General features: G+C 66.6%; 26 protein-coding genes and 1 tRNA gene. 20 read left to right on the forward strand and 7 right to left on the reverse strand.

What is annotated here, in order from left to right:
• Positions 1-124: 124 nt before the first annotated feature.
• Complete coding sequence (locus OG966_RS22345; protein ID WP_326651553.1) at positions 125-541, reverse strand: hypothetical protein; 417 nt, start codon at positions 539-541, stop codon at positions 125-127.
• Between the two features lie 293 nt (positions 542-834).
• On the opposite strand from OG966_RS22345, the gene OG966_RS22350 reads away from it, so the two are divergent.
• Both OG966_RS22350 and OG966_RS22355 read left to right on the forward strand, forming a co-directional pair.
• Positions 835-2,511: an HNH endonuclease signature motif containing protein gene (locus tag OG966_RS22350; protein WP_326651554.1), complete on the forward strand. Its 1,677-nt coding sequence runs from the start codon at positions 835-837 to the stop codon at positions 2,509-2,511.
• An 801-nt stretch (positions 2,512-3,312) separates the two neighbouring features.
• On the forward strand, positions 3,313-4,239 hold the full coding sequence (locus OG966_RS22355) for a hypothetical protein (protein ID WP_326651555.1): 927 nt from the start codon (positions 3,313-3,315) through the stop codon (positions 4,237-4,239).
• Between the two features lie 335 nt (positions 4,240-4,574).
• Here OG966_RS22355 and OG966_RS22360 read toward each other — a convergent pair whose 3' ends face one another.
• Positions 4,575-5,075 carry a DUF6083 domain-containing protein gene (locus OG966_RS22360; protein WP_326655322.1) on the reverse strand — a complete coding sequence of 167 codons (501 nt, stop codon included), beginning with the start codon at positions 5,073-5,075 and terminating at the stop codon, positions 4,575-4,577.
• 258 nt (positions 5,076-5,333) lie between these two features.
• Between OG966_RS22360 and OG966_RS22365 the strand changes: the two genes are divergently transcribed.
• The 3 genes from OG966_RS22365 to OG966_RS22375 all read left to right on the forward strand — a co-directional run bounded on the left by OG966_RS22365 (position 5,334) and on the right by OG966_RS22375 (position 7,428).
• On the forward strand, positions 5,334-5,666 hold the full coding sequence (locus OG966_RS22365) for a hypothetical protein (RefSeq protein WP_326651556.1): 333 nt from the start codon (positions 5,334-5,336) through the stop codon (positions 5,664-5,666).
• Positions 5,667-5,826: 160 nt separating this feature from the next.
• Positions 5,827-6,837 (forward strand): hypothetical protein, encoded by a 1,011-nt coding sequence (locus tag OG966_RS22370; protein ID WP_326651557.1) that lies wholly within the window; start codon positions 5,827-5,829, stop codon positions 6,835-6,837.
• 18 nt (positions 6,838-6,855) lie between these two features.
• Positions 6,856-7,428, forward strand: coding sequence for a hypothetical protein (locus tag OG966_RS22375; RefSeq protein WP_326651558.1), 573 nt, complete (start codon positions 6,856-6,858; stop codon positions 7,426-7,428).
• Positions 7,429-7,603: 175 nt separating this feature from the next.
• Here OG966_RS22375 and OG966_RS22380 read toward each other — a convergent pair whose 3' ends face one another.
• The gene (locus OG966_RS22380) at positions 7,604-8,320 is read right to left on the reverse strand and encodes a hypothetical protein (protein WP_326651559.1); all 717 of its coding nucleotides are present in this window, start codon (positions 8,318-8,320) and stop codon (positions 7,604-7,606) included.
• A gap of 178 nt (positions 8,321-8,498) precedes the next feature.
• On the opposite strand from OG966_RS22380, the gene OG966_RS22385 reads away from it, so the two are divergent.
• Positions 8,499-9,734, forward strand: coding sequence for a helix-turn-helix domain-containing protein (locus OG966_RS22385; RefSeq protein ID WP_326651560.1), 1,236 nt, complete (start codon positions 8,499-8,501; stop codon positions 9,732-9,734).
• The gene (locus OG966_RS22390) at positions 9,716-10,294 is read left to right on the forward strand and encodes a flavoprotein (RefSeq protein ID WP_326651561.1); all 579 of its coding nucleotides are present in this window, start codon (positions 9,716-9,718) and stop codon (positions 10,292-10,294) included. Before OG966_RS22385 ends, OG966_RS22390 begins: the two co-directional genes overlap by 19 nt.
• A 143-nt stretch (positions 10,295-10,437) precedes the next feature.
• On the opposite strand, the gene OG966_RS22395 is transcribed toward OG966_RS22390, so the two are convergent.
• A complete protein-coding gene (locus OG966_RS22395; protein ID WP_326651563.1) occupies positions 10,438-10,818 on the reverse strand; it encodes a GntR family transcriptional regulator in 381 nt (126 codons plus the stop codon).
• 392 nt (positions 10,819-11,210) lie between these two features.
• Here OG966_RS22395 and OG966_RS22400 point away from each other — a divergent pair, with 392 nt between their 5' ends.
• From OG966_RS22400 to OG966_RS22460, 13 genes are all read left to right on the forward strand, one after another.
• A complete protein-coding gene (locus tag OG966_RS22400) occupies positions 11,211-11,504 on the forward strand; it encodes a hypothetical protein (protein WP_326651564.1) in 294 nt (97 codons plus the stop codon).
• Entirely contained in the window at positions 11,501-11,863 is a 363-nt protein-coding gene (locus OG966_RS22405) for a hypothetical protein (RefSeq protein ID WP_326651565.1), read from the forward strand. The genes OG966_RS22400 and OG966_RS22405 overlap by 4 nt, the downstream gene beginning before the upstream one ends.
• Positions 11,860-12,714 carry a hypothetical protein gene (locus OG966_RS22410; RefSeq protein ID WP_326651566.1) on the forward strand — a complete coding sequence of 285 codons (855 nt, stop codon included), beginning with the start codon at positions 11,860-11,862 and terminating at the stop codon, positions 12,712-12,714. Before OG966_RS22405 ends, OG966_RS22410 begins: the two co-directional genes overlap by 4 nt.
• Entirely contained in the window at positions 12,714-13,100 is a 387-nt protein-coding gene (locus tag OG966_RS22415; RefSeq protein ID WP_326651567.1) for an RRQRL motif-containing zinc-binding protein, read from the forward strand. The genes OG966_RS22410 and OG966_RS22415 overlap by 1 nt, the downstream gene beginning before the upstream one ends.
• Positions 13,101-13,127: 27 nt before the next feature.
• On the forward strand, positions 13,128-13,355 hold the full coding sequence (locus OG966_RS22420; protein WP_326651568.1) for a hypothetical protein: 228 nt from the start codon (positions 13,128-13,130) through the stop codon (positions 13,353-13,355).
• Between the two features lie 115 nt (positions 13,356-13,470).
• Entirely contained in the window at positions 13,471-15,012 is a 1,542-nt protein-coding gene (locus OG966_RS22425; RefSeq protein ID WP_326651569.1) for a hypothetical protein, read from the forward strand.
• Between the two features lie 2 nt (positions 15,013-15,014).
• Positions 15,015-17,108 carry a hypothetical protein gene (locus OG966_RS22430; RefSeq protein WP_326651570.1) on the forward strand — a complete coding sequence of 698 codons (2,094 nt, stop codon included), beginning with the start codon at positions 15,015-15,017 and terminating at the stop codon, positions 17,106-17,108.
• A 251-nt stretch (positions 17,109-17,359) separates the two neighbouring features.
• On the forward strand, positions 17,360-17,674 hold the full coding sequence (locus OG966_RS22435; RefSeq protein ID WP_326651571.1) for a hypothetical protein: 315 nt from the start codon (positions 17,360-17,362) through the stop codon (positions 17,672-17,674).
• An 84-nt stretch (positions 17,675-17,758) separates the two neighbouring features.
• The gene (locus tag OG966_RS22440; RefSeq protein WP_326651572.1) at positions 17,759-18,478 is read left to right on the forward strand and encodes a DNA methylase; all 720 of its coding nucleotides are present in this window, start codon (positions 17,759-17,761) and stop codon (positions 18,476-18,478) included.
• Positions 18,475-19,344: a bifunctional DNA primase/polymerase gene (locus OG966_RS22445; protein ID WP_326651574.1), complete on the forward strand. Its 870-nt coding sequence runs from the start codon at positions 18,475-18,477 to the stop codon at positions 19,342-19,344. Before OG966_RS22440 ends, OG966_RS22445 begins: the two co-directional genes overlap by 4 nt.
• Before the next feature lie 334 nt (positions 19,345-19,678).
• A complete protein-coding gene (locus OG966_RS22450) occupies positions 19,679-21,226 on the forward strand; it encodes a YfjI family protein (RefSeq protein ID WP_326651575.1) in 1,548 nt (515 codons plus the stop codon).
• A 289-nt stretch (positions 21,227-21,515) separates the two neighbouring features.
• On the forward strand, positions 21,516-21,860 hold the full coding sequence (locus tag OG966_RS22455) for a DNA-binding protein (RefSeq protein WP_326651576.1): 345 nt from the start codon (positions 21,516-21,518) through the stop codon (positions 21,858-21,860).
• Between the two features lie 57 nt (positions 21,861-21,917).
• Entirely contained in the window at positions 21,918-23,423 is a 1,506-nt protein-coding gene (locus OG966_RS22460) for a tyrosine-type recombinase/integrase (protein ID WP_326651577.1), read from the forward strand.
• Positions 23,424-23,545: 122 nt separating this feature from the next.
• On the opposite strand, the gene OG966_RS22465 is transcribed toward OG966_RS22460, so the two are convergent.
• From OG966_RS22465 to OG966_RS22475, 3 genes are all read right to left on the reverse strand, one after another.
• A tRNA-Pro gene (locus OG966_RS22465) sits at positions 23,546-23,619 on the reverse strand.
• A gap of 174 nt (positions 23,620-23,793) precedes the next feature.
• Entirely contained in the window at positions 23,794-24,720 is a 927-nt protein-coding gene (locus OG966_RS22470; RefSeq protein WP_326651578.1) for a metallophosphoesterase, read from the reverse strand.
• On the reverse strand, positions 24,615-26,009 hold the full coding sequence (locus OG966_RS22475) for a glycosyltransferase 87 family protein (RefSeq protein WP_326651579.1): 1,395 nt from the start codon (positions 26,007-26,009) through the stop codon (positions 24,615-24,617). The genes OG966_RS22470 and OG966_RS22475 overlap by 106 nt, the downstream gene beginning before the upstream one ends.

The raw sequence follows: 26,009 nt of genomic DNA on the forward strand, positions 1-26,009 counted from the left end.
CAGGAATTCTCCAAGGCTTGCTTAGCTCACTGCGCGCGACGCAGGAGCCGGCGTGTGGTCCGCAGATCCGTGGTCCGCTGGCCGTACCGCCCGCCTCGGCGTGAGGCACCGCGAGCCTCGGAGGCTAGACCCTTCTACGCGGGATTGGAACGGCGATATACAGCTGCCGGAGTCCGTGCATGGCGGCATGGAACGCGGCCGCGATTTCGCGTGCCTTCTGCTCACTCTCGATCGCCCATATGGAGATGTAGTCAGGTGCAATGTTGGCCTGCGTCACCGTGCCAGCAGATACCAATACTTCAACCGCAGACCGCAGGACAGCCACTGCCTCGTCCGGGATGGTGGGCCCACTGCTGGAAAAAGCGTCAAGCTCCACCTTCCAGCGCGATCCCTGGCGAGCGATGCACACAAAGATCGCGTCGGCGGTCTTGGCGCTTTTGTAGGCCGCGTGGTGAGCTTCCGGTTTGGTGCAGTCCGGGATGAGTGCAGCGGGGAGAGGGGTTCCAGGCGTCGGCATGCCGACATCGTCGCAGGCGCTCACGCCGTTAATCAGGCGAACACCCGCCATCGCAGCCGACCCACGCCGCCTGTACGGGCCTCGATGACCTGAACTGAGAGCTCCGGGTCGCGACTAGAGGGCCCAGCTCTGCTTCGCCTACGCCTAATCGAGGATGCGATGCCCGTGGCGAACCAAACCGGAATCAGCACCAACTGAGACTGCAACTGAGACCGGAGTGTCCTCTGCGGATACAGCTACGACCATGCGTCGCGCCTAACGCCCTCGTAGGGAAGGACCCCAGTCCGTTGTCAGTGCTCTGATCTACGGTGTCACCCATGGCACCTTCCGAGATCACGCGCGCGGGGATCCTGCGAGCGATTGCTGAGCACGACCGACTTGGGACGGAGGCCTTCCGTGCTGAGTACGGCTTCCGCGCGGCTGCAACCTACCTAATCGTGCACGAGGGGAGGCAGTACGACTCGAAGGCCATAGCTGGCGTTGCCCACCTGTACGACTTCGGCGTAGCGCTCAAGCCCTCGTCCCCCGGGCTCAGTGGTGGTCTCAAGCATGCGGTGGCTTGGTTGAGGCGGGAGGGCTTCACCGTCGTGGAGCCGCCCAAAACCTTTCACCGACGTGTGGGAGACGTGCGGCCAGCACGGCGCGCGGCCGGCCCGGCGTTGCACCGGCCCGTGCTTCTCCTGTGGGCCATCGGCCAGGCTGTGGCCGGCGCCCCACGTATGCGATCGTGGTCGGCTACGCGCGATGCTGTGGCCCCGCTGTTGGAGAAGTACGCCCAGGTCGATGACGGCATGGACGGCGTGCGATACCCGTTTTGGGCACTCGTGCGCGATGACTTGTGGGTGTTGGACCGTGCAGAGGATCTCGTCCTCACCAGCCGCGGGCGGCGCCCTACCCCGGAGTCCTTGAACCAGGTAGACCCCGCCGGCGGGCTCCGTGAGGACGACTACGTTCTGCTGCAATCGCACCCTGAAGCCGCAGCGTCAGCCGCGGCCGGACTCATCCTGCGCTACTTCTTCCCGCTGCCTCCCGACCTACTGAAGGACTTCGGGCTGCACGACCTGCTCGCCGGCAGGTGGGCCGACGCTCTACGCCCCCAGCTCGGTGAAAGCTTCAAGGACCGAGACGCCATCTGGCGCACCTATGGCGGCCAGAAGATGGCAGGCATCGGCTGTACCGCCGACGGCATCCTGAGCGCCTTCTCGGACGACAAGGGGCCGTACGCCGACGGCCGCATGCCGGATACGGACTGGATCGCCTACGTCGGAGACGGGCTCTCGGGCGACCAGAAGATCACAGACGGCAATGAGCTCATGGCCGAGTACCAGTCTGCCGGCCGCCCTCTGCGCTACTGGCACAAGCCCTTCCAGAAGCAGTTCAGCTTCGAAACGTGGACCGTCATCGTGCAACGCCGGTTGCGATGGGGCGTCGGAGAGGACAAGCAGTGGCGCCGGGAGTTTCTATGGGTACTGGCCCCCGTGCCCTCGCCGGAGCGCGAGACGTGGCCGGCGGATGTCCTCGATGCGCTCGATGCTGACACGGGCGCCTTGCACGACGACACAAACGCCTACCGCCCAAGCGACCTAGACCCAGAAGTGCGCGACACCTCGGAGAGTGACGAGGACGCCTACCGGCGATTGACGCAGAACGCGGAAGCCAAAGCCGAGCAGCGAGGGCAGCTGAAGAAGCCTTCACTCGCTGACCGCTTCGTCCGCGACCCCAGCGCAAGAGCGGCAGTCATCCGACGCAGCAAGGACAACTGCGAGAGCCCCGAGTGCGCCGGCCACCCCAAGGAACGCACTACAGCGGGCGAGCCAATCTTGCAGGTCGACCACGTACAAGACCTGGCCAAGGGCGGACCTGACATCCCCTCAAACATGATCGCCCTGTGTCCCAACTGCCACGCCCTCAAGACCTACGGCGTCAACAAGGACAAGCTTCGCCGGCTCCTCGCTGCCACCGCCCGACGCCTGCACACCGAAGCGCTTCGCTAGCACCCAACCGTCTCCCTCCCGTGAGTGCCACGGGAGGGAGACGGCTTTCAAGAGCGTCGTGATGTCACGGCCGCACCGCAGTGTGACCTGCGCCTATGCGCTAGCCGACCATTTCTTCCAGCATGTTGGCCCACACATGGCCCACGCACCCCTGCCTCACCCGGCTGAGATGGACGGGCCCGCTGTCTGGGACACGGTAGGTGCATGCATCAGTGCAGCAAACGCTCTGGCTCGCCCCGAGCGGGCTGGAGCGGCTACCTGGCCGTCAATTGCAGATCTCCCACCAGGGCGGCCGATACTCCGGCCGCACCCGAACCTTGAGCCTTGGCAGGGCACGGTTCTGGTACAGCGAACGCGCTGGGGCGATCACGCGTCCGCTTCTCGGAACCCTCGGCGGGGCCGACTCGCACAGAGTCGATAACCGCACCGACCAATGAGTCCATCGAGTTCCTGAAAGTTGCATACCAAGAATTGGACGACAAGGTAGCCTATCCGATGCCACAGGAGTCGCATCAAACGTGGATATCTCGGCATCGACTTAAGCGGGGGGACTAATTGAAACTCCATGATTGGCAACTAGCCGTAGGGAGTTTTGCACTTACCTGGATTGTGATCCCCGTACTCACGTACGCTTTTTTCGCGTACTTGAGATTCCTTGGGTCTTATCTAAGGCCATGGAAGAGTCCCAGCCTATTCCCCTTGATTCCCGTACCGATACCTCAGAGGAAACGCCACGGTAGAATTCTAGTGCGTCACGCAGTGACGGCTCTTCGCGCTGTCGGCAACGCCCCAACGAAAAGCATGAAGTCATACTCCGAGAAATATGCGAAGGCGGACTCCGCCTTTACCTGGTTCCGGAGAAACATACTTCTACTCTTCGTCTCTGTGGCGGCGTTCCTTGCATTCTCCGACAGAATCATCGGCGGCGGAAAATCTCCGGGCCTAACGGATCGAACCTACTCGTGGGGCGACCTGAATGAGTTCGTCTCCTTCTGCGGAGGAATAGTAATTTCCGTTGTGGCGCTCATCGCCTTTCATCGCATGATGCTCCACCTTTCCTACTTGGCGGCAGACCTTGGCGCTGTGCGAAGATGCTTCCTCGTACTGGAGGAGGTTTACTGGATCATCAAAGGGTCGGGGAGTATTCTGACCCTCGATGATCTGGCGAAGAAATTTAGCGATGAATTGTCAAGCTTTGCCAAGGTGAGATGGAGTTCGGCCACCCCGGAGCAATATGAGCGAGTCTCCCTGCACATCACCGCAGTACAAAACGAACTCAGGATAGCTACACAGGGGGTTCTCAGACACGGCACGGACAAATTGCCGGAATTCGCTCGCCTCCATAGGGATGTGCTAGAGCGGCTAATTGATGAGAGATGGATGTCTCTACTGGACATTCCCGACGCCACCGAAGCAAACTCCGCCTTCATTAATTCGACGAATACACAGCGCGACCGTCGCGACGCTTGGATTGTCATTCTGGGTGCTGCGGTTGCGGCTCTTGTTATTGGTTTGGCCACTGCTGTGGGTGTGCCACCTGCCGCCTCCGTGCCTGCGGCATTGATATTTCTCTTGGGGCCAGCAACCCTCTGGGGTGGTAGGCGTCTGGGTATGGGGCCCAGAGACTTTATGGGCTCGCTTAGAGGCTCTTTCGGACCCCCTCCCCAAGATGCATCGACATTGTCCCAGCCATCATCCAACGGGCCAGCCGGCAGCGGTTCTACTTAGGGGCAATCGAGCGGTCGGACCGGTCTTGGAGAGGGTCAAGAACACAGGGTTAAACGCCCTGGCCAGACGGTGTTTCAATCCCTAGAGAAGCACCGCTGACCCACACATCGGGGCAAGTGCCTCCATCCGGCAGCCGCGGTGTCCTCGCCGACGTCACTCCGGCGCGCCTGCACCACCGAAGATGTCACCGAAGGTGCCGTGCTTTATATGCTCCGTCAATTCCACAAGAAGGGTTGAGGGTACGTGCCGGACCCGAGTCTGGCGAGATCCCTGCTCGGAGCCGTCCGCGACTTTGGGCCGCGCCTCCGATGTTTTCCACCTCGCCTACCGCTGCCCTACGGGCCCGAGACTTGCTCCTGCTCGACTTCATCCATGGCATCCGGGCTGAGGCACACCGCCCGATGGGCAGGGCGTACGAGGTCGCTGGGAAGCGGTTCGATTCCGCGGACCCGCACGGCCACAACATCCATGGGGACGCTGGAGTAACGAGCCCGGATGGACACAAGCCGCCAGCGATAGCGAGGAGGCACGTCCTTCGCCGGGTAGTCCCTGGTAGCGAGATGGACCCACCGGTCATAGTTGGTGGGGTAGGGCCTAACCTCAGCCTTGCACTGAGGGCAGCACGGTGGCTCGTACGGAGACACGTCATCAGGATCGGGGTCGGGCCTGGGCGTGTCTGTGGCGCCCTCGTGGATGGCAATCTCGTTGGCGTGCGCGTTCCAACAGCGTCCGCAGAGCAGGGCCATGAGACTGATGCGGCCGCGTTCACCTACCGTCGGGCCGTCGTCATGACAGCGTTGGCAAACGATCCCGTGGTTGCCCCCAGTCGCCCCCATGGTTTCGAGAGTGAGCACGGATGTTTAGGGTCGAAAGGGCGCGTTCGGGTCGCATCGGCGCGCGACCGTTGTAGAGCCTGAGCCAGACGGCTACGAGCTGCGCCCCCGCAACGGCACTGGCAGACAAGACAGTCGCCGCCCAGCTTCGGAGAACGTCCTCGGCGGCCGGCGCTCCAGGTCACTGCTGGGCGCGGCCAATTCACATCAATGCTTGTCAACCCCTGACCAAGCAACCCAAGAGCGGCCATGCTGTGCTGCATGGGAACGCCACGAGACCATCCCAGCCCGTACCTGACGCAGACGACTCGGCCGCGGATGTTCAGCCGGCCATGGCACCGGTACGCCTGGGCCGTCGTCCCCCTCCTCAGCATGTCGGTCCTCGCTTGCCTCCCGTTCATCGTCGCCTCGTACCGGCGCGTTGTCGGGTGGCGGATCACGGCCGTGTACACCGTCCTGAGCGCGACCGTCCTCGGCTTCGCCATCGTGCAACCCCAGGTGAACGGATGGTTCGCAGTCGTTGTCTGGGCCTTCATCATCACGACAGTCGTGCACGTGCTGCTGCTTGACCCGAGGAAGCCGCAAGGGAAGTAGACCGCACTCGCGCCCGCCCCCAGTCACCAAGATGCGAGCTCACGCACAACCTGGAGTCGAGGCGCTCAGTACCGTCAGAGAATTCCGGACAGGGATGGACGAGAGCGTCACCCCTTCCTTACTCTATGCAGTCAGGGAACTACGAACGTCAGGACCGCCCATGGCAACCTACGGGTATCGGCTCTTCGGCTTCCAGGTGTTTCGAGGGAGCAAGCGAACTCCCGTGAACCTCAAGGACTGTGGCGGTGATCCCTACGCGGAGATAGCCGAGCGTCTCCTCAAGTCACTTTCAATAGGCACGGCTATCGGGGACCCAACGGAGCCGGGACAGGCGAAACTTGAGGAGTCAGGTTCCGTCGGTCAGCCCGCGATACGAGTTGAAGAAGTACGTGTCGTCGACAACACCATTCGTGCCACGGTGTGGGCTGGAAAGATTGGAAGCCACGGGAAAGCAATCGGAGATGACGCAGAGAGTGACTCTGACATCTCAGACAAAGCGGCGAGTAATCTGCATCGCGTAGTTCTCGCTTTCCCTGACGATGGCGACACAGGCATCATGGCCGTCGAGACAATCGGGCGCGCATGTCCCGTTTCTTCACTCACGGGTTGGATGAAGAAGAAGTCGCGGGATGAAGCCACGGAGGGGGCTCGCGAAGGTGCCTGGTGGCGGATCACCGTAGATGCGCTAGCGGATGAAGATCGACTCGCTGAGATGATCCGCGAGGGACAAGCTCAGAAGCTGGTTCTCGTCAAGCATTCCGTGACCGCTGGTAGAACCCGTGACGTCAGGGATGTTGAGATTACGGCATCCCTCGCCGTAACCGGACGAATGGACCAAACTCTTCAAGTAGTCAGGGATTGGTATCGGCGCAACAAGAAGGCCAACGGCGAGCACGGAAATGCCGTGACCACGGCCCAGGGCGTCCAGCAGCTGGCGGCCATCGTGGGACCTCAGATCGAAAACATGGACCTTGACGATGGATGGGTCGAGATCGAAGATCCCGACGGCCAGATCAAGCGAGTCAAGCCTGATCAGATGGCAGAGGTCTTCACCTACCGCCTGTCGGAGCATCAGCCCGTTGTCACACCCAGCTTCTATGCTGCAGTAAGAGAGACGGCGCTCACGCTGCAGCCTGCTGCAAAGGTAGCCATCGAGTGGCCCGTCTCCTGACTCTGGGGGAGGCGTGTCGTGTCCGAAAGGTTCAACGTCCTGCCGGTGCTTCGTGGGCACTGGAAGGGACTCACGGATGGCCGGGACACGACGCGGCCGCGTGCAGATATTGTCGCCCGGCTATCACTGCTCCTTCCCGTAGCTGTATTCGCTCTGATGCTGGGCAGGGGCGGTCGTCTCGCAGCCCCCGCCGCTCTACTCACAGGAGTCGCATTGATGGCGGGAGGCATGCTCAGCGCGTTTACGCATCTATCGACGCTGCGATTGAAGATCACCGAATGGGATAGTTCCGGTGGCGCAAGCAGATTTGAAGTCGAGAGGGGGATGCTGGACGAAACAGCCGCGCATCTCCTAACGGGATCGCTTGTGTGCGCGTTTGATGCTGCTGCGCTCGTCATCGGGATGAACGTGGGAGCTACCAAGGCCGGTCAATTGCAGGGATTCTGGGCGGCCTTGGCGGCAGGGCTCAGTTCCTATGTGTTGATCGTTTTCATCTTCGTGATCCCGCGCCTATATTCTGCCTACGTCGAGATAAATAACGTTAGCAGCGAGTTGAACGGATTCGACCGCAGTAAGAGGCGTAAGGGCTGATGATCTCGCCGGGCGGAGTAATGCGGTAGAGGTCGGTGGAGCGGCTTTGGGCGGGAGCTGCCATGGGGCGAGAGATCGGGGCCCGTAAGCTTCCCGCGACTCGGGCAGTCTCTGGATCTGCCCGCAATAGCCCGATGTGGGCCCCGATCTTCGAGGCTCGCCCCATGGTGGCTGCCTAAAGCCCAAGACCGGGAAGTTTGGGTCTGGCGGGGCCAGTCAAGAGGGTGACGGTGATGGTCACGTTTGTCTTGTGTCCGACGCTGCCGCTGGTCTTGTTGTAGGCGTAGGGCGACAGGGTCCGTTTCACACAGCGGGGGCTGGTGCGCTGCCGGCGTCGTGGGGTGGTGAGGTTGCGTGCGTCGAGCAGGACGGCTGCCAGTCGGGCCGGGCCGGAGGTGTCCGCGGTGATCACTGTGTGCCGTGCGGTGCGCAATGCGATGGTGAACGACAGCCGGTCGGGGTCGATGCCGGTGGCGGTGGCGGCCTGGGCCATGGCGATGCGGGAGATCTGGAAGACGGCCAGCAGTGCGTACAGCTCCTGCTCGACGCCGTCGACGGTGCGGGAACGCAGGACACGGTCCGCGCCGCGCAGGGTGACTTTCAGCCCGTAGTAGGCGGTCTCGATCTCCCAGCGCTGGTGGTAGAGGGCGGCTGGCTCAGCCGCCGGGTGCCGGTCGGGGTCCAGCAGGGTGGTGACCAGGCGGACGGTGCTGCAGCGCGAGGTGCCGTCGGCGGCGGTGACGCTGATCTGGTAGCTGATCACGCGCATGGTCATGGCGGTCAGCTGTGGCAGTGGGGCGCTGCGCCCGCGGTGTAGCCAGTTGGCCAGCCGGTCCCCGGAGCGGCGGTCGGCGATCAGGGTCAGATGAGTGCCGTCCGGCAGCGGCTGCATGACCGGCAGCAGACGCCCGGCCTGCACCCGCCACAACAGGTCGGCACCGGTGGCGTGTGGGCCATGAGCAAGATTCAATCATGTGTTCGATTTCTAACGCACGCCCAGACCTGTCACGAACGCCGCTCGGTACCGTGATGGATGCGTGCCCCTACGAAGCAACGGGAGGCAACACCCCATGCGTGGTCTCGGAGATCACCTCAGCATCGGCGAACGAATCGCGTTCTACCGGAAGCGGCGCGGATACACGCAGGAGGTGCTGGCCGGACTGGTCGGCAGGAGCACAGACTGGCTGGCGAAGGCCGAGACTGGACGTCGCAAGCCGCCCCGCATCGACATGCTCGCGGAGCTCGCGCGCATCCTCCGGGTTCCCCTCGGGGATCTGGTGGGCCAGACCATGCTGGTTGAGGACGAGAAGCAGCAGGATGACGTGCCGGCCGTGCGCGACGCGCTCATGAGCCCGCGGCGGCTTTCACGCCTCCTCTTCGGACCGGAGGTGGACGCGCAACTCCCGACCCCCGCCCCAGCAGCCGTACGCGTCGAGAAGGCATGGAACGACTACCAGGGCGGTCGTGTGGGCAGCGTGATTGCTGCCCTACCGGCGCTACTCGAGACCGCTCAAGAGCTGGAGGATCGCGCGGCACGTCGCGAAGAGGACCAGCACGACTGCTGGGCAGTATCGGCCCGGACGCACCACCTCGCGGCCACGACTCTCGCGAAGATCGGGGAGTCGGACATCTCCTGGCTGGCGGCTGAACGCGCAATGCAAGCGGCGGATGCGTCCGATGACCCCTTGGTACTGGCCTCAGCTGCGCGGTCAGGCACGCATGCACTGCTCGCGAACGGTAGGTACGAAGCTGCGATGCAGCTGGGCGACGCTACGGCAACCTGGTTGGCTCCTCGGGTAGCGGAGGGCGATCCGAACGCCTTGAGCCTGCTCGGCATGATTCACCTGCGAGCCGCAGTCGCGGCTGCGCGGCACCAGGACCGGCCGACTGCAACACGCCTCCTGGACAGCGCTGAAGAACTCGCGGACGATCTCGGCTCCGATGAGAACTACTGGCAGACGGGATTCGGCCCCACGAATGTCCAGCTGCATCGGTTGTCTATTGAGCTGGACCTGGACAACGTCGGGTACGTAGTCGAGAACGGCGACATCAACGTCGACCACATGCCGCAGGAGCGGAGTGTGTCCCACCGGATCGACTTCGCCCGTGCGCTGTCGTTGGCCGGGAACGGCGACCAGGCCTTTGCGGAGCTACGCAAGGCGGAACGCACATCCCCTCAGCTCGTACGCAACAATCCTCGCGTGCGCGAGACGCTCCGGGATCTGACCAAGCAATCGCCTGTAACTGCGGGCTCGCGCTCATCCGAGGTGTTCGTGATGGCTCAACGATGCAGGGCGGTGCAGTGAGCACGGGGAAGCGTGGGGTTCTGGGTGTCGTAGGTTCGGCGGCCGGCGGGGTGGAAGTGCTCCGTACCGGGCTGGTTGAGCCCGCAATGGACCGCGGTTGGCGGGTTGCCGTGACGTTGACCCCTACGGCTGGGGACTGGCTGCGGACGAGTGGCGAACTGGACCGACTGGAAGAGCTGACTGGTCTACCGGTGAGGGATGTGCCGCGGCTTCCCGCAGACACACGACCCCATCCGGCTGTCGACTGTTACGTAGTGGCACCGACCAGCGCCAACATGGTGGCCAAGCTTGCAACAGGGATTGCCGACAATCAGGCGCTGACGCAGGTAGGAGAAGCCATAGGGACGCTCGGGCTTCCCGTTGTCGTCTTCCCTCGGGTGAATGCGGCGCACGCCCGACATCCTGCGTGGCAACGACACATCGACACCCTCCGGGATGGGGGCGTGCGGCTCGTGTACGGGCCAGACGTGTGGCCGCTCTATGAGCCTCGCGAGGCGTCGGCGGGACGCGTTCTGCCCTGGGATGCTGTCCTGGACGCTGTGGATGAAGCCATGAAATGACGCATCCTCAACCCCATTGACCTGCAAGGAAATAGGACCCGGACAAACTGTCCGGGTCCTCAGTCGTTCGCAGCTGCATGCTCATTGGCATGTCAGCGATCAATGAGAAAAGGCCAAACGGGAAGCTCTGCATCTCACTGAGCTCAACGCGAGGTTGGGGAGTCGCCACCAACTGCCTGCTCAAGGCGGTCCAGGCGCTCACCGACCTGACGGAGGGCCTCATGAATCGAGCTGAGCTCTTGCGCCAGGGCGGCGAAGGCCGGGCTACTGCCTGGTTCGGAGCCAAGGGGGACCGATGGGTCTCGAATGAAGGTCCCTCGCCCCTGCTGCGTGAGAACCAAGCCTTCATCGCGAAGTTGGCCGTAGGCGTTCTGCACGGTCATGAGCTGAACGCTCAGCTTCTTGGCCAGATCACGCGCTGGGGGCAATTGGGAGCCAGGAGCACGCTTCCCATCTGCGATCTCCTTGCGGTAGTGCGCGGCGATCTCCTTGGCAGTCGCCTTGATGGCGGGGCTCGAATCCATAGCCCCGAGCGTAACCGGACCTAGGTCAATCTCAGCTCTGACGACCGAACCGCTTGACCTTCAGATTGACACGGGTCAATCTGAAGACCGCTCGGAGAACCCCGTGAGAAGGGTCCGAAGACAGCGGCTGCTTTTTGAAAACTCAACAGCGTGATGAGGCCACCGTCTCCTCAGAAAAGGCGGTCTAAGCGCGACCCAAGGGTGCGCGCTCTGCACGTTCTCAACTCTTCCACCGCGCTCCGCGCGCTGTGGCCGGTTGCCTCCTCCGTCCGTCTCGTACGGGCGGGGTTGAGGGGAGCCGGAATTTCCCCGGTTCACAACGGCGTGCGGCCCCGGTGCTCGAACACCGGGGCCGCTGTTCGGGCCGTTCCACTGTGAGAGGAGTACGACCCATGAAGTACATCGTTGCTGGTCATGTGGCTGTTACGGCGGCTGAGTTCGTAGAACTTGCTCTGGGTACCCCGCTGGATTTGTGGCTGGGCGTCGAGGGTGAGAGCGAGGTGGAGCGGGCGGCTCGCGAAGATGCGGCTCGGGACATCCTCGCGGACAGTCCGGAGCTTGCGGACCGAGTGAGCGCGGTTGCCGCGGAGGCGATCGAGGCGTTTGCCCCGGAGCTGTTCAACGTCGTCCCGCTGACGCGTCCCGTGGGCCGTCGTCCGCGTGCGGGCAAGAGGGCTGCGGCATGAACGACCTGACCCTGAACTACCTGACCGCCCCGCTGCGCGTGCTGCGCATGCTGGCGGTCGACTTCCCGGATCTGCCGGCCGTGCACGTGCATGTGTCGCCGATCTACCCGGACCGGCTGGAACTCGCGCTCCACCACGACATTGCCGGGTTCGAGGCTTGGCGTGCGGCGCTTGCGATCAGCCCGGACGCAGTGACTGGTCACGTGCAGGGCGACGGTACGACCTTGTGCCTGGAAGCGGCGATCGAGTACGCGGGCGCCATGGTCTATCTCGTGGGCTACGCACCGGTGACGCTGCCCTCGTCCGCGACGGAACGTCCGGGCGTCGCGGAAGCGGTGCCGGTCGGGGTGTCGCCATGAAGCGGCCAACCTCGCCCCGCCAGCAGATCGCGGCGTTGCAGTCGCTCCAGTCGGGGCTTACCAAGGTGCTGGTGGCGGTCGCGGTGGTGGCGCTCGCGTTCACCGCGACGAATGTGACGCTGTTCGGGATCGAGCATCACATCTCCCCGTGGATCGCGTGGCTGCTCGATCCCATGGTTGCCGTCGCGCTCGGGGCGGTGCTGATCGTGGATGGCAGGTTGTCGGAGCACGGGGTCAACCCGTCCGGGTGGGCGTCGGGGCTGCGCTGGTTCGCCGGTCTGGGCACGTGGTTGATGAACTGCTGGGCCTCTCTGTGGCCGGACGGCTCCCCGTTCGGGGTGCCGCGGGAGGTGGACCCGGCGGGGCTGGTTTTGCACTCGATTCCCCCGGTGCTGTTGATCGTTCTGGCCGAGGCGATCACCCATTACCGGCGGGCGATCCTCGCGAGGATCGCGGAACTGCGTCCCCTGGTGAATGAGGGGGACGGCGTCCCCGTTCACTCCGCGGCCACCCCGGCATTCACCCCGGTCCCAGACGCGCAGCCGGTCGCGCCGCAGGAGTCGGATCCGGCGGTAAAGCGGCTGGTCATCTGTGGTGGACAGCAGGTGTATCCCCTCGCTGTCCCCCCGTCGTCCACCCGGGACGAGGAAGGGGCCACTGCGGGGGAGAAGCTGCCCGCAGACGAGGCGCTGAATGTCATCCGGACGTGCTGGGTCATGGGCGACACGATCGCTCAGGCCGCGGTGAAGTCCACCCGGTCCACCACCTACGTCCACAAGGTCTACAAGCGACTTGAGGGCGAGCAGGACACGGGCCGTCCGCACCTGACGGCCGTGGGCGGTGAGGGCTGATGTCCGCTGCTTTCGGCAAGTGCTACGACCCCACCGGCAACACGTATGGGGTCCCTACGTTTCCGTGGCGGTTCGCGCCGGACGGATACGCGACGCGCCGGCAGTTACGGGCCCTCGGGCTGCGGCCCGGCGGGCAGCCCGTTGCCGCGCAGGTGATGCGCCGGGCCCGCCGCCGTTGCGGCGGGGTTCAGGTCGCCTACCTCTACGAGATCTGCCGGGCCAAGCCGGTACGGCCGATGACGTCACGCAAGTGGGGCGCGCTCGCCCTGGCGATGCTTGCCCGCCGCACCTGCCCCAACTGCCGCATCGATGCGGGCTACTGCATCCCCACCTCGCTGGGAATGTGCGTGACCTGCGCCTATCTCGCCGGGCAGCAAGCCGTCTGAACTCGACTACTCGCAAGGAGATCTGCTGTGAGTACGGCCGCCACGAGCACGACCTTCCACTACGTCATGACCGTCCATGCGAGCGAAGGCCGCTTCGCCACCTTTAGCGGCACGGCCGACCTACCCACCGGCCCGCAGGGCAGCACCCGGGCCAAGGCGTTCGAGGAGATCCGTGCCGTCGTCGCGCGGGACATGGGCCTGAGCATCGACCAGCTCGCGGTGCAGTTCTTCGAGATCGCACCCAACCAGCTCTGACCTCGCACGACTCCCGAAGGCCAGCGCGCCCGTTTGCTGCCCCTGTCGGCAGGGTCCGGCCCTCACCTTCCACAGATCCGGCCGGACCCCTACTCCACCGAGGAGTGATCGCAGCATGACCGAAGTCAGTACCGAGCCGGTAGCGGTAGAACCGGCCACCCCGCCACCCACACCCCGCTCCCAGGCCCCCGAGGCTGCCGAGTTGGACCACACGCCGGGCGGTTGGCCCGTCGTGCCGCTGGCAACGACCGGAGCCAACAGCACCATCGGCATGGTCGCCACCGTAGCCCTGGCCGGTGGGCCGGTCGCCGCGGCGATCGCCATGACCGGTGCGGTCGTCCTCGGCACCGCAGCCGCAGCCCGCACGAAGCGCCGTGGCGACAGGCGCTCAGCGCGCAAGGCCGCGGCACGGACAGGGGCGCGCTCTGCGTCGACCGCGGGCGGAACGCGATCACGCCGCGGCGGGGTGCCGTCGCAGTCCCGCAACCGGAACGCCGGCACAAGTACGGGCCGCGGCCGGAGCAAGCCCCGCACCGCAACGGGCGTGCATGCCGGTGCCGCTACCAGCGGCAGTAAACACCGGCAGGCCACACACGGTGCCCGCCCTGGGAGGCGGCACGGGACTGCCCGCCCCGGGGGCACGGGCAGGGTGGGGCAGGTGCGTGCACTGCGCACCGACAAACAGAATGCGGCCCCGACGCGGGCCGCGAACCGGGCACAGACCACCGCGGCACGCCGCGGTTTCGCCGATGCCCGCCGCGCAGCGAAAGCCACGGCCCGCAGCGCCCACGCACCCGCCAAGGGCCGTGTGGGCCGGGCCCTTGCTCGAGGTGTGGGCAAGGTGGCGTCGGGCCGCAATGCGCTGGTCAACAAGGCGCGTGCGGCCAAGGATGAGCGCACGGGGCAGGAGATCGCGGGTAAGCGGTCCGCGGTGCGCAAGGCACCCGCGCGTAAGCGGGCCCGCCGGGCGCTGTGGCGCTCGGCAGCACGGATGCAGGGCCGACGGCTGGTTGCCGCGCTGCTGGGCGGGGCGCTGGGCATCGTCGGAATGTTCACCACGCCGTTGGGGCGCAAGCTCGGCATTCGCTGGCTCCAGTACCCCGGGCGTCGCCTGTACCGCAGGTTGCTCGGTCAGGCCCGGCTGGAGCGAGCCGAGCGTGACGCGGCGATCCGGCAGACCCAGGACGTCGAAGAGGCTGCCGCGGATGCGGAAGCCGAGCAGGACCCCAACGAGATCAAGGACCAGGTGGAGCGGCCCGCTCAACTGGTACCCACCGCACCATCCCCGACGTTCGCTGAGGAGGCGACGCACGTGTCTGGGTTCAACTTCGAAGAGACCGCAGCCGAGATGGAGTCCGCGGCCCACTCCTACGAGCCGGACGGCTGCATGGAGATCCTGGCCATGGTCGAAGGCCTGCCCGCAGCCCTGCTGAGCGTCGCCCGCACGATGCAGATCCTCGCGGAGCGTTCCGACTCCGAATTCCCGATGGAGAAGGAAGTCGCGGGCGGTCTGACCGACATCTACAACGCCCTGATGTACGCCGTGTCCGCCGCGGAGGACCTGGGCCCGCTGTTTAGGCAGGTGCACGAGCAGGACATCGCACGCCACGAAGACCCCCGCAACGGTCCCGAGGCAGAGAAGGGCTGGAACGTCTGATCATGGCCACCAACACCAAGGCCGCCACCAGCGGTCCGGTGTGGGACTGGAGCGCCGGTCACGGACCCGTGACCGGCGCCCTGTCCGCCACCACCGGAGCATTCGCCCTGGCCACCACCGGAGCAGCCACCTCCATGCCCCCCGGCTGGGCCCTCGCCGCAGGAACCGCCGGCGCCGTGGGCCATGCCATCGCAGGCCTGCGCGCCCGCAACGCCGGCCGCACCATCGCCACCCGCGCCGCCTCTTGGCTCGTGGGCGCGAGCTGGACCACCTGGGCCATGGCCACAGGGCCGCTGACCTGGGCCGCCCTCGGCTCGCTCGCCACCATCGGCATCGGCATCGGCGCCGCCGCACACTCCATGAGCCTGTATGAGGAGGCGCGCGAGGAGGAGGCAATCGCCGCAGCCGAACGCCAGGTCGCCGCCGAACTCTCCGCGGAGCGGCGGGCGATCGCTGCGGAGTGGGTGGACCGTATCCAGCGGGTGTGCGGCATCACGCTGCGCGTGCTGGCTGTCGAGATGTGGCCCACCGGCACCGGCTTCAGCATCGATGCCGAACTCCCGGCAGGCGGAGCTACCTACGACAGGATCGCGAAAGAGTCCGGACGGCTCTCGTCGGACGCGCGGCTGCCGCACGGCTGCACCGCCGCGGCCGGGCCCGGCATCGACCAGGGCCGGGTGCTGATCGACGTGACCACCGTCAACGTCCTGGTCACCGAGACGCCCTATCCGAGCGACTACGGGCCGCTGTCCATCCACACCGGGCTCCCGTGGGGGTATCGCACCAACGCGGAAGAGATCCTGACCTACCTGCGCGAACAGTGCGCGCTGGTGGTCGGCCCGACCGGCTCGGGCAAGACCAACATGGTGCACGTCATCCTCGCCGGGTTGGCCCGCGCTACTGACGTGCTCACCTGGGTGATCGACCTGAACGCCGGATCGGCCGGACTCCCGTGGGTCCTGCCCGCCCTCAACCACCAGCCGGAAGCAGGACAGGCCCCGTTGCGGCCCGGGGTGGACTGGCTGGCCGCCTCCTACGAGGAGGCACTCCTGATGCTCGACACGGCGGTCAGGGTCGCGAAGCACCGGAAGATGGCCTACCAGGACCTGATGTCCCGCGCGAACACTGACCTGTTGCCGGTGAGCGCGAAGATTCCGCAGATCATGCTGGTCATCGACGAGGGCGCGGAGATCCTGACCAGCAACGACAAGAACATGCGGGAGCTGGCAAAGAAGATCCTGGAAGTCATCCGCATCGCCCGCGCCATGGGTGTACGCACCGTGCTGACCGCGCTCGGGGCGACAGGATCGGTGCTCGGGAACCTGATGATCCGGCGCGAGGCCAAGGTACGGGTGGCACTGACCGGCGGTGAGACCGAGGGCATGGACCTGGGCAAGATGTTCCCCAGCAGCCGCGGACTCAAGACCGACCAAGCCCCCTACAAAGGCGCCGGGTTCATGGGCACCCCCGAGTCACCGGTGGCGCTGTTCAAGAACTGGCGCATCCTGCCCAACCAGATCCGCGACATCGTCGCCGCCACCTCCGAGCGCCACCCCGCACTCGACCAGCCGTCCGCGAGTGCGGCCGGACCCGGCTACGCCCACCGCTGGTACAGCGACCGCGTCGCTTGGATGCACGACACCCCCAGCACCGACACCGGGGCTGACATTACGACGACGCCCGTGAAGGCTGGCGGGCTGAACCTGTCGGCCCTCCGCAGCGAAGGCGACCAGCCGGACGCGGACACTCTGGCAGCACAGTTCATGGCAGAGATCGACGAACAGTTCGGCACCATCGCCGAACCCACCGCGCCAGCTGCCGCGGACGAGACGCCCACGGCACCCACGCAGGGCCTGAACCTGTCCGCACTGCGCGGAGACAAGGACAGCGACGCGGGCCCGGCATGGCTCGCGGAAGCGATCGACGCCATCAAGTCCGCGGGCCCCATGGGCATGAAGCCCTCCGCCATCGCGGAGCTCGTGGGCCGTGATCGCAAGACCGTGCGCGATGCCCTCAAAGCGGCTGCGGAGCGCGGTGAGTTGAACTACCGGGACAACGGACCCCACTCCGTCTACGTCCACCCCGACCACTTCTGAGAGCTCACGCACAGCTACTGGCTAGTGGGTAGTGGAGACCACCCCACTACCCACTAGAACACCCCAGTAGACCCCACTAGACGCGCCAGCAGCGGTTTTCTCTATTGGGCCCCACTACCCACTAGACGCACCCCACTACGGTCACGCCCCGTGACCCTAGTGGCTCTACTCCGGGCCGGTTTCCACACCTGTGGAGACCGGCCTGCCCGTTCCCGCACCACCACACCGCGAGATGAACGGAGGCACCACCAGTGACCCATCACCCGCCCGGACCCGAGCCCGGAACCATCGCCCCGCACATACCCGCCCACATCTACCGGCAGGCCGAACGCGAAGGCAGGCCGATCGTCATCGTCGTCCACGCGGCCCCGGCTGCCCGGCACGCGCACACCTACCTGGTGCCGCTCGGCCTCGGACTCGCGACCGCCATCGGGGTTGCGGGCACGGTCGCCGCGATCCTCGCGCTCTTCGAGTTCGCCATCCACACCGCGACCCTCATCGCCAGCGCCGCAGGCCCCATCGGCGTCGGTGGCTTGACGTTCAAGCTCACCCGCCCCAAGAAATGACGCCCGGGGTGACCGCTCCATCTCGCCAAAGAAGCGCGGTCACCCCGGCATCCAGCACCAATCACAGAACTGGAGACATCCAGCATGACCCAACCCACCGACATCCGGCGAGCGGGCGGCCCGCGGCCGTTACTGCTCGATGTCTACTCGTGCTCCGGTGGCGCCGGCATGGGCTACCACCGGGCCGGATTCGACGTCGACGGCATCGACATCGCCCACCGGCCCAACTACCCCTTCCCTTATCACCAGGGCGACGCCCTCGAGCGCCTCGCATCCGGTGAGATCCAGCGGTATGCGTTCGTGCACGCGTCCCCGCCCTGCCAGGCCAAGTGCTCGCTGACTATCGGCACCAACCAGTCCAAGGGTTGGGGTGGCGCACACGAAGACCTCCTGGCCCCCACCCGCGAACTGCTCGACAAGACCGGTCTGCCGTACGTCATCGAGCAGCCCAACGGGCGTGCTGAGATCCGCAAGGACCTCTGGCTGTGCGGCGAGATGTGGGGCCTGGGCGTCATTCGGCATCGCAACTTTAAGTTGGGCGGCTGCACGGCCAATCAGCCTGACCACCTCCGCCACCGGGGGCGGGTGCGCGGCTACCGCCACGGCGAGTTCCACGAGGGCCCCTACGTCGCCCCGTACGGCAACGGCGGCGGCAAACCGACCGTCCCAGAGCTGCAAGAGGCGATGGGCATCACGTGGACGAACGTGCGCGAGGAACTGACCGAGGCCATCCCGCCCGCCTACAGCGAGTACATCGGCCGGGCCTTCCGCGTCTCCCGTGCCGCATCGCGGGTGGCGGCATGAGTGAGCACCTCCGCACCGCGCTGAGGCTCGCAGCCTCTGGCATCCCGGTCCTGCCCCTGCGGGCAGGGAAGGTGCCGTTCGGCAACTGCCGCCGCTGCGCCGACAACGTCTGTGGCGGCCGACCCAACATGAAGACCCCGGGGCCGTGCGCCTGCCCCGGGCCCTGCCACGCGTGGGCCGCCGCGACCACCGACCCCGAAGTCATCAACTCCGCCCCCTGGCGCCGCGCATGGCCGGCCGCGAGCGCGGTCGCCTACTACCCGGGCGGAGCCGGGCTGACGGTCGTGGACCTCGACAACGCCGACGCGATCACGTGGGCCCGCGAGAACCTGCCCGCCACCCAGACCGTGCCCACCACCCGGGGCGAACACTGGCTCTACCTCGGGGCCATGTCGTCCGCCAACGCCGTCCGCCCCGGCGTCGACATCAAGTCCACCATGGCCTACGCCCGCTGGCTCGGATCCGGCGCCGGTCGCATGGTCGACCTGCCGTCGGCCGTGCGCGCCCTCGCGGTGAAGGAAGACACCACCCCCGCCCGCGGGGAGGTGGCCTCTTCTGCCCCCGAGCGGGCCACCTGGGACCGGACGGTTGCGACCGGCTGCCGCCACAACGAGCGCTACGTCCTCACCGGCCTTGAACGCGGCCTCGCCCTCGTGCAGGCACGGACCGAATCCGGCGCCAGTTCGCAGGCGTTCGGGGTCGCCCGGTTCCTGGCTGCACAGCACACGGGATGCCCTGGGCCGTGCGGACTGGCGAACCTGGGGGAGCGGATCGTGGCCGCCGCCGTCTCCGTCGGTGTCCCGGAGGCCTACGCCCGACGTGCGGTCGCCAACGGCTTTGAGACGGCTGTGGAGCGCACGGCATGAACAAAGCATCCCGAACCATCCTGAAATTCCCTCAGGGCGCCGCAAAGGGCCCGCTACGGCCGGCCGTGGGCGAGCGGAAGGGCGTCGCCGAAGGCGTCCCCATTGCTGTTGGCCCTGACCCGCACAGGGACGACGGGCGTCGCCCCGTGGCTTGGCTCCACATCGTCGCGCCGGCGTCCTGGGGCGTCACCCCGTCTGCCCGCTCTTGGTGCACCTGCGGCTACGAGCGACAGGCCATCGGCCGTGCCGCTGTCCTGCAACTGGTCGCCGCTCATGGCGAACACCGCACCGCATGCCCGCTGTTGAACACCACGTCGGAAGGCAGGGCCGCTGCATGACGAGCAACGACACGAACGCGGATCTGTGGGAAGGGTTCGAGCACATCGAACCCGAGCAGATCACCGGCCCCGCCTGGGATGAACCTGTACCCCTCCGGAGCCGCCCGCCGCTCCCGGACTTCCCCGTGAACGTCTTGCCCGCCTGGTTGGGCAGCATGGTGCGTGGTGTCGCCGAGGAGACCCAGACCCCGGCGGACCTCGCCGGTTGCCTGGCCCTGGCGGTCCTCGCCACGGCATCCGGCGGACGGGTCAAGGTGTGCGTACGCGGTCACTGGCGTGAGCCCGTGAACATCTACACCGCCGTCGCCCTGCCCCCTGGCAACCGTAAGTCGGCCGTGTTCGATCTCATGGTGAAGCCGCTGCTCGATGCGGAGAAGGCCCTGATTGAACTCTCTGGGCCGGTGAGGGCGGAGGCGGAGACCTTGGCGAGGCTGGCCAAGTCGGCAGCCGAGAAGGCCGCTGCGAAGGCGTCAAACGCGGAGCCCGAGCACCGCGACTCCCTGACCGCTGAAGCCGTCCAACTGGCCCAGGACGCGGACAAGTTGACGGTTCCCGCCGAACCGCAGCTCGTTGCGGACGACGTGACGCCGGAGAACGTCGGCACGCTTCTGGACGAGCAGGGCGGGCGCATCTCCTGCCTGAGCGCCGAGGGCGAGCTGTTCGACATCATCGCCGGCCGCTACACCGGCAAGCCCAACATGGGCATGTTCCTCAAGGGCCACGCGGGGGACATGCTCAGGGTCAACCGGCAGGGCCGTAGTGCTCAGCACGTCGACTCGCCGGCGGTCACGATCGGTATGGCGGTGCAGCCGGAAGTTCTGGACGCTCTCAGCCGCATCGACGGGGCTGACGGGCGCGGGCTTCTCGCCCGGTTCCTCTACTCCAAGCCCCTGTCCCTGGTCGGCTCCCGCAGCCTGACGCCCGCCCTGCTGGACGAGCCTGTGGCCGCCACCTACGCCAAGCACCTGGCGGGCCTGACGCTCGCCCTGGCGGACTGGACCGACCCGGCCCTCATTCAGCTCACCCCGGAAGCTGACGCGGTCCTTCTGGCCTTTCAGAAGGTCACCGAGTCGCGGCTGGGTCCGGACGGGAGTTTCGCGCCGATCGTGAAATGGGCGTCCAAGCGGGACGGCGCCGTGGCCCGCATCGCCGGACTCCTGCACCTCGCGGCTCACCCAGAGGACGGGTGGCACAAGCCCATCGACGCGTCCACCATGGCCGCGGCTACCGAACTGGGCGTCTACTTCACCGCGCACGCGCTGGACGTGTTCAGCGTCATGAGCGCCGACCCCGCCCACGAATCCGCGGTGACCGTCCTCGCACAGCTCGTCTCCAGCAACCCCGCACAGTTCACCAAGCGCGCGCTGTTCCGGATGCTGCGCCGGGCCGACTTCCCCGCCATCGGCGACCTGGACCCCGCCCTTGCCCTGCTCGAAGAGCACGGCTGGATCCGCCAGCAGCCGCCGCCCCCGCGCACCGGTCGCGGCGGCCGGCCGCCGTCGCCCCGCTACGAGACCCACCCGCGCATCGCGCGCGGAGCCTGACAGAACCCCCAGACCGCTGACAGAACTGACACAACCCCCGCGCAAGCCGTTGACCTGCACGAACGACCGTGATCGCGGTTTTGACAGAACTCAATTAAAACTCGACAGAACCTCCGGCAGCACCGCCGGGCGTCCTGTGACAGAACCTCCCCTGACGAGGTTCTGTCAGCAATTAATTCAGTTCTGTCAAAGATCCAGAAAGCATAAAAACCGCAGGTCAACGGCTTGCAGGCGAGGTTCTGTCAATTCTGTCACGGGATCCCGCTTCCTCGTGAGGAGTCACCGCTACATGAGCACCGCTCCGCGACTGGAACCCCCGGCACTCCCCCCTGTCTACCTCCCGAGCGACATCGCCAAGGCCCTCCACTGCTCGGAGTGGTGGGTGAAGGAACAAGCTCGCCGGGGACGCATCCCCTTCACCAAGCCCGCAGGGAGCTACCGGTTCACGGCCGAGCACTTCGCCGAGATCATGCGCATCTTCGAGAGCCGCCCCGCTGAAAGCCATGTCGCTCCTGCGCCGGCAAAACAAGCTCCACGGCGCAGGGCGACCACAACGGCGGCGTCCGTCACCTCCCTGAAGGCACGCACCCCACGCAGGGCGCGAGGCGGCCAACCGCAGTCCAGCGCAGCCTGATTCCGTGTGCCGCCCGGCCCTTCGGCCGGGCGGCACGTCCGTTCATAGGAGAACAAGGTGGGTTACGCCGAGAACCTCGGCAGTTACTGGCGCGGGCGGTACAAGCTCGCACCCGGCAAGTACGCCACTGTCCGCGATGCCGACGGCGAGGCCATCCGCTTCCGGACCAAGGCAGCGGCGAAGAAGGCGGCAGACGCCGAGGAAGCAAAGCTGCTGGCAGGAACGAAGAAGGCGCCGCCTGAGCGGATCACGTTCGGTGCCTACGTCAACCGTTGGTACGCCGCACAGGACTTGGCGGCGTCCACCATGCAGAACTACCGCCGGCACATCGAAGAGCACTTGCTCCCCGCGTTCGAGGGTTTCGCCGTCGCCGACATCCTGAGCACCGACATCGCTGCTTGGGAGAAGCACGAACGCGCTGTCCCTTACGCGGCAACCAGCGTCAAGACATGGCGGGCGACATTGCACCTGATCCTCGCCGACGCCGTTGACGAGGGGTTGCGCGACTCCAATCCGGCAACCAAGCGCCGTGGGCGAGGCAAGCGCGCTGGTCGCTCACGCAACCGTGGCCCGGAAAAGGCGGTCACGACAGCACTCGGCATCCTGCTGCTGGTCGAGCGGATGGCGCTGTTGTCGGGCCGCGACGACGAGTTCGTTGCTGGCATCATCAAGGGCTACACCGGCATGCGCTGGGGCGAAATCGTGGGCCTTGAGCCCGAGTTCGTCCGGCCGAAGAGCATCCGCGTGGAGTGGCAGCTCTACGAACTGGACACCGGCGAACTGCACCGCTGCCCGCCCAAGGACGACTCCTACCGCGACATCGACACTCCGGATTTCCTCGCCTCGCTGCTTGCCAGGCACATCGCCCGGACGAGACCGAAGTTTTGCGAGTGCCACGGACTGGCATACGTCTTCCGGGGCCATGGAACGGCCAACGGGTCCGTGAGCCGGCCCGGGGCGAAGCTGGTCGACGTGGCCCGCCGCTGCGGCGTATCGACCGGGACCGTCTCCAATGTCCTCAACCGCCCGGACGCTGTGGCGGAGCCGACTCGCCTGAAGGTGCTGGAGGCCATCGCCGATCTCGGGTACATCCGCAACGCCGCATCGGGGGAGTTGGCTGCTCACTGGCGGCGCTCCGGTTTCGCCACATGGCTCTTTCGGCCGGCCGCGACGGGGCGATACCCCGGGCGGGGCAGTCAGGAGGAGCGGCCGGTGCCTGTCGTTGCTGAGCCGTGGCCTGGCATCCCGGCACGCGGGCGAGGAGCCTCCAAGCGGGCTGAGGTGTGCTGGGTGCCGATCGCCCCGGGGCTGACCCCGCATGGGTTGCGCCACACGCACAAGACTCTGATGAGGGAAGTGGGGACCCCGCCAAAGCTCATGGACGAACGCATGGGCCATGAGGACGGCTCCGTCCAGTCGCGCTATGACCACATCACGCCGGGGATGCGGCAGGCGCTGATGACCGCGCTCACCGGGATGTGGGAAGAGGCGTTGGACGCGCGCCGGGCGATGAGTCTCGGCTCGCCCGTGGCTGCTCTGGATGCGTTGCTGAAAGCTCCCTAGCAGCACGCTGATCTGGAGACAGATTCCAAGATCTTCTCCAAGATTTCTCCAGAGAGCCCTTGGAGAACGAGGCAGGCCCAGTGCTGATGTATAAGCACTGGGCCTGACCTGGTGTTTCTCTGTCGGGGTGGCGGGATTTGAACCCACGACCTCTTCGTCCCGAACGAAGCGCGCTGCCAAGCTGCGCTACACCCCGATGTCACCGCTGTCGCGGCGACATCGATTACTTTAGCCCACCCGCGCCTGGAGGCGAAATCCGGTTTTCACGCCCCTGCCGACGTCCCGCCGAGGCTCTGCGGCCGTCTCCGGCGGTGCCCCTGCCGGCGCCCCCGAACCGCGCACCCGAACCGCGCACCCGAACCGCGCACCCTCAGTCCCGCGCCGTCAGCGTCAGCAACGTCGCTTCCGGTGGGCACGCGAACCGCACCGGCGTGTAGCGACTGGTGCCGCAGCCCGCCGAGACATGCAGGTACGAGACCTTTCCGTCGGCCCGGTGCGTGGAGAGGCCCTTCACCCGGTCCGTGTCGAGGTCGCAGTTGGTGACCAGCGCCCCGTAGAAGGGGATGCACAGCTGCCCGCCGTGCGTGTGGCCCGCCAGGATCAGGGGGTAGCCGTCGGCTGCGAAAGCGTCGAGCGTGCGCAGATACGGGGCGTGGACCACGGCCAGCGACAGATCGGCGCCGGTCTCGGGGCCGCCCGCGACCTCTTCGTAGCGGTCGCGCTTGATGTGCGGGTCGTCGAGGCCGGTGAAAGCCAGCTCGTAGCCGTCCAGCTTCAGCCGGCCGCGGGTGTTGCTCAGGCCCACCCAGCCCGCCGCGTCGAACGCGTCGCGTAGGTCCTCCCACGGATTGTGGACCACGCCGACCGCCGGGGCGTTGCCGTTCAGGCCGTGGCGGCCCTGGGCCTTCTCCAAAAGGTAACGGGCGGGATTGCGGAGCGTGGGGCCGTAGTAGTCGTTGGAGCCGAAGACATAGATGCCCGGGAATTCCATCAGCGGGCCGAGCGCGTCCACGACCTCGGGCACACCGTCAGGGTCGGAGAGGTTGTCGCCGGTGTTGACGACGAAGTCCGGGCGCAGGCCCGCGAGGGACTGCAGCCAGGCACGTTTCTTGCGCTGACCGCTCACCATGTGGATGTCCGAGAGCTGGAGTACGCGCAGCGGCCGCATTCCCGGCGGCAGCACCGGCACCGTCAGCCGTCGGAGCCGGAAGGAGCGGGCCTCGAAGCCGGCGGCGTAGGCGAGGCCGGCCGCGCCGACTGCCGTGATTCCCAGGGGTACTCCGAAGCGTGCGCGCATGCGCCCATCGTCGCAGACCCTTCAAGGAGAAGCGGTTGGCGGGCGGCCGCTTCCGTCGCAGCTTCCCGTACGGGGAGGGCGAGCAGCAGGCCGAGCGAGATCCAGGTGTACGTGTTGCTGCCCAGGAAGCCGTCGACACCCGTGGCGTCCCAGCTCCACAGCCAAACGACGCTGCTGCACAGCACGACGTAGATCGCGACGGCCCATGTCAGCAGCCGGCGGCGTCTCGGATCGCCCGGCTCCGCGCGGAGTCCGGAGTCGATCAGCACGGCGAGGGCCGGGAGCAGCCAGACCAGATGGTGGACCCAGGTGACCGGGCTGATGAGACAGGCTACGAGGCCGGTCAGCGCGAAGCCCGCCCGCTCGTCGCCGGCCGCGACAGCCTGGCGCGCCCGCCATGCCCAGACGCACAGGAGCACGATCACGCCGAGCGCCCACACCGTACGGCTGGGGGCCGCGGGTTCCGAGAGCCGCGCCAGGACTCCCTGCCACGACTGGTTGGAGACATAGGCCAGCGAACCGACACGGTCCGTGTCCCACATCGCCTCGGTCCAGTACACCCGCGACGCGCCGGGCGCCGCCCACACGGCGAGCAGTGTGGCGCCGGTCGCGACAGCTGCCGCGGTGCCGGCGGCCCGCCAGCGCCGGGTGACCAGCAGATAGCCGATGAAGACCGCCGGAGTGAGCTTGATCGCGGCGGCGAGCCCGATACCGACGCCCGCGAGCCTGCCAACGCCCGTGAATCGCCCGCTTCTGCCGTAGCCCGTGAGTCGCCCGCCGTCACCGTGTTCCGTGAACCGCTCTCCGGCCACCGACAGCAGCCAGGCGTCCGAGAGCACCAGCGCCAGCAGCAGAAGATTGACCTGCCCGAAGCTGAACGTGTCGCGGACCGGTTCCAGCAGCGCGAACAGACAGCCCGCGACGGCGAAGGCGAACCAGCGGCTCCAGCCCTGCCGGCGGACGACGGCCACGGCCGACCAGCACAGGATGACGGCCGCCGCGGCGAGATTGAGCAGCACGCTGATCGCCACCGCGCTCGGCCAGTCGACCAGCGTCATCGGCAGCATGCACACCGCCGCGAACGGCGGATAGGTGAAGCCGTAGTGCGTCCCCGGCACCAGATAGTCGTAGATCCGCCCGCCATGGCGCCAGCTGTCGACGGCTCCGTAGTAGACGCCGAGATCGAACCAGTCCCGGTGCAGCGGGACCGTCGCGAGGAAGAGTCCGGCCGCGGCCGCCAGCGCCACCACCAGCAGCAGCCGTCCGCGTGTGCTCGTCGGCCACGTCAT

The organism is Streptomyces sp. NBC_01750 (assembly GCF_035918095.1).
Classification (GTDB): domain Bacteria; phylum Actinomycetota; class Actinomycetes; order Streptomycetales; family Streptomycetaceae; genus Streptomyces.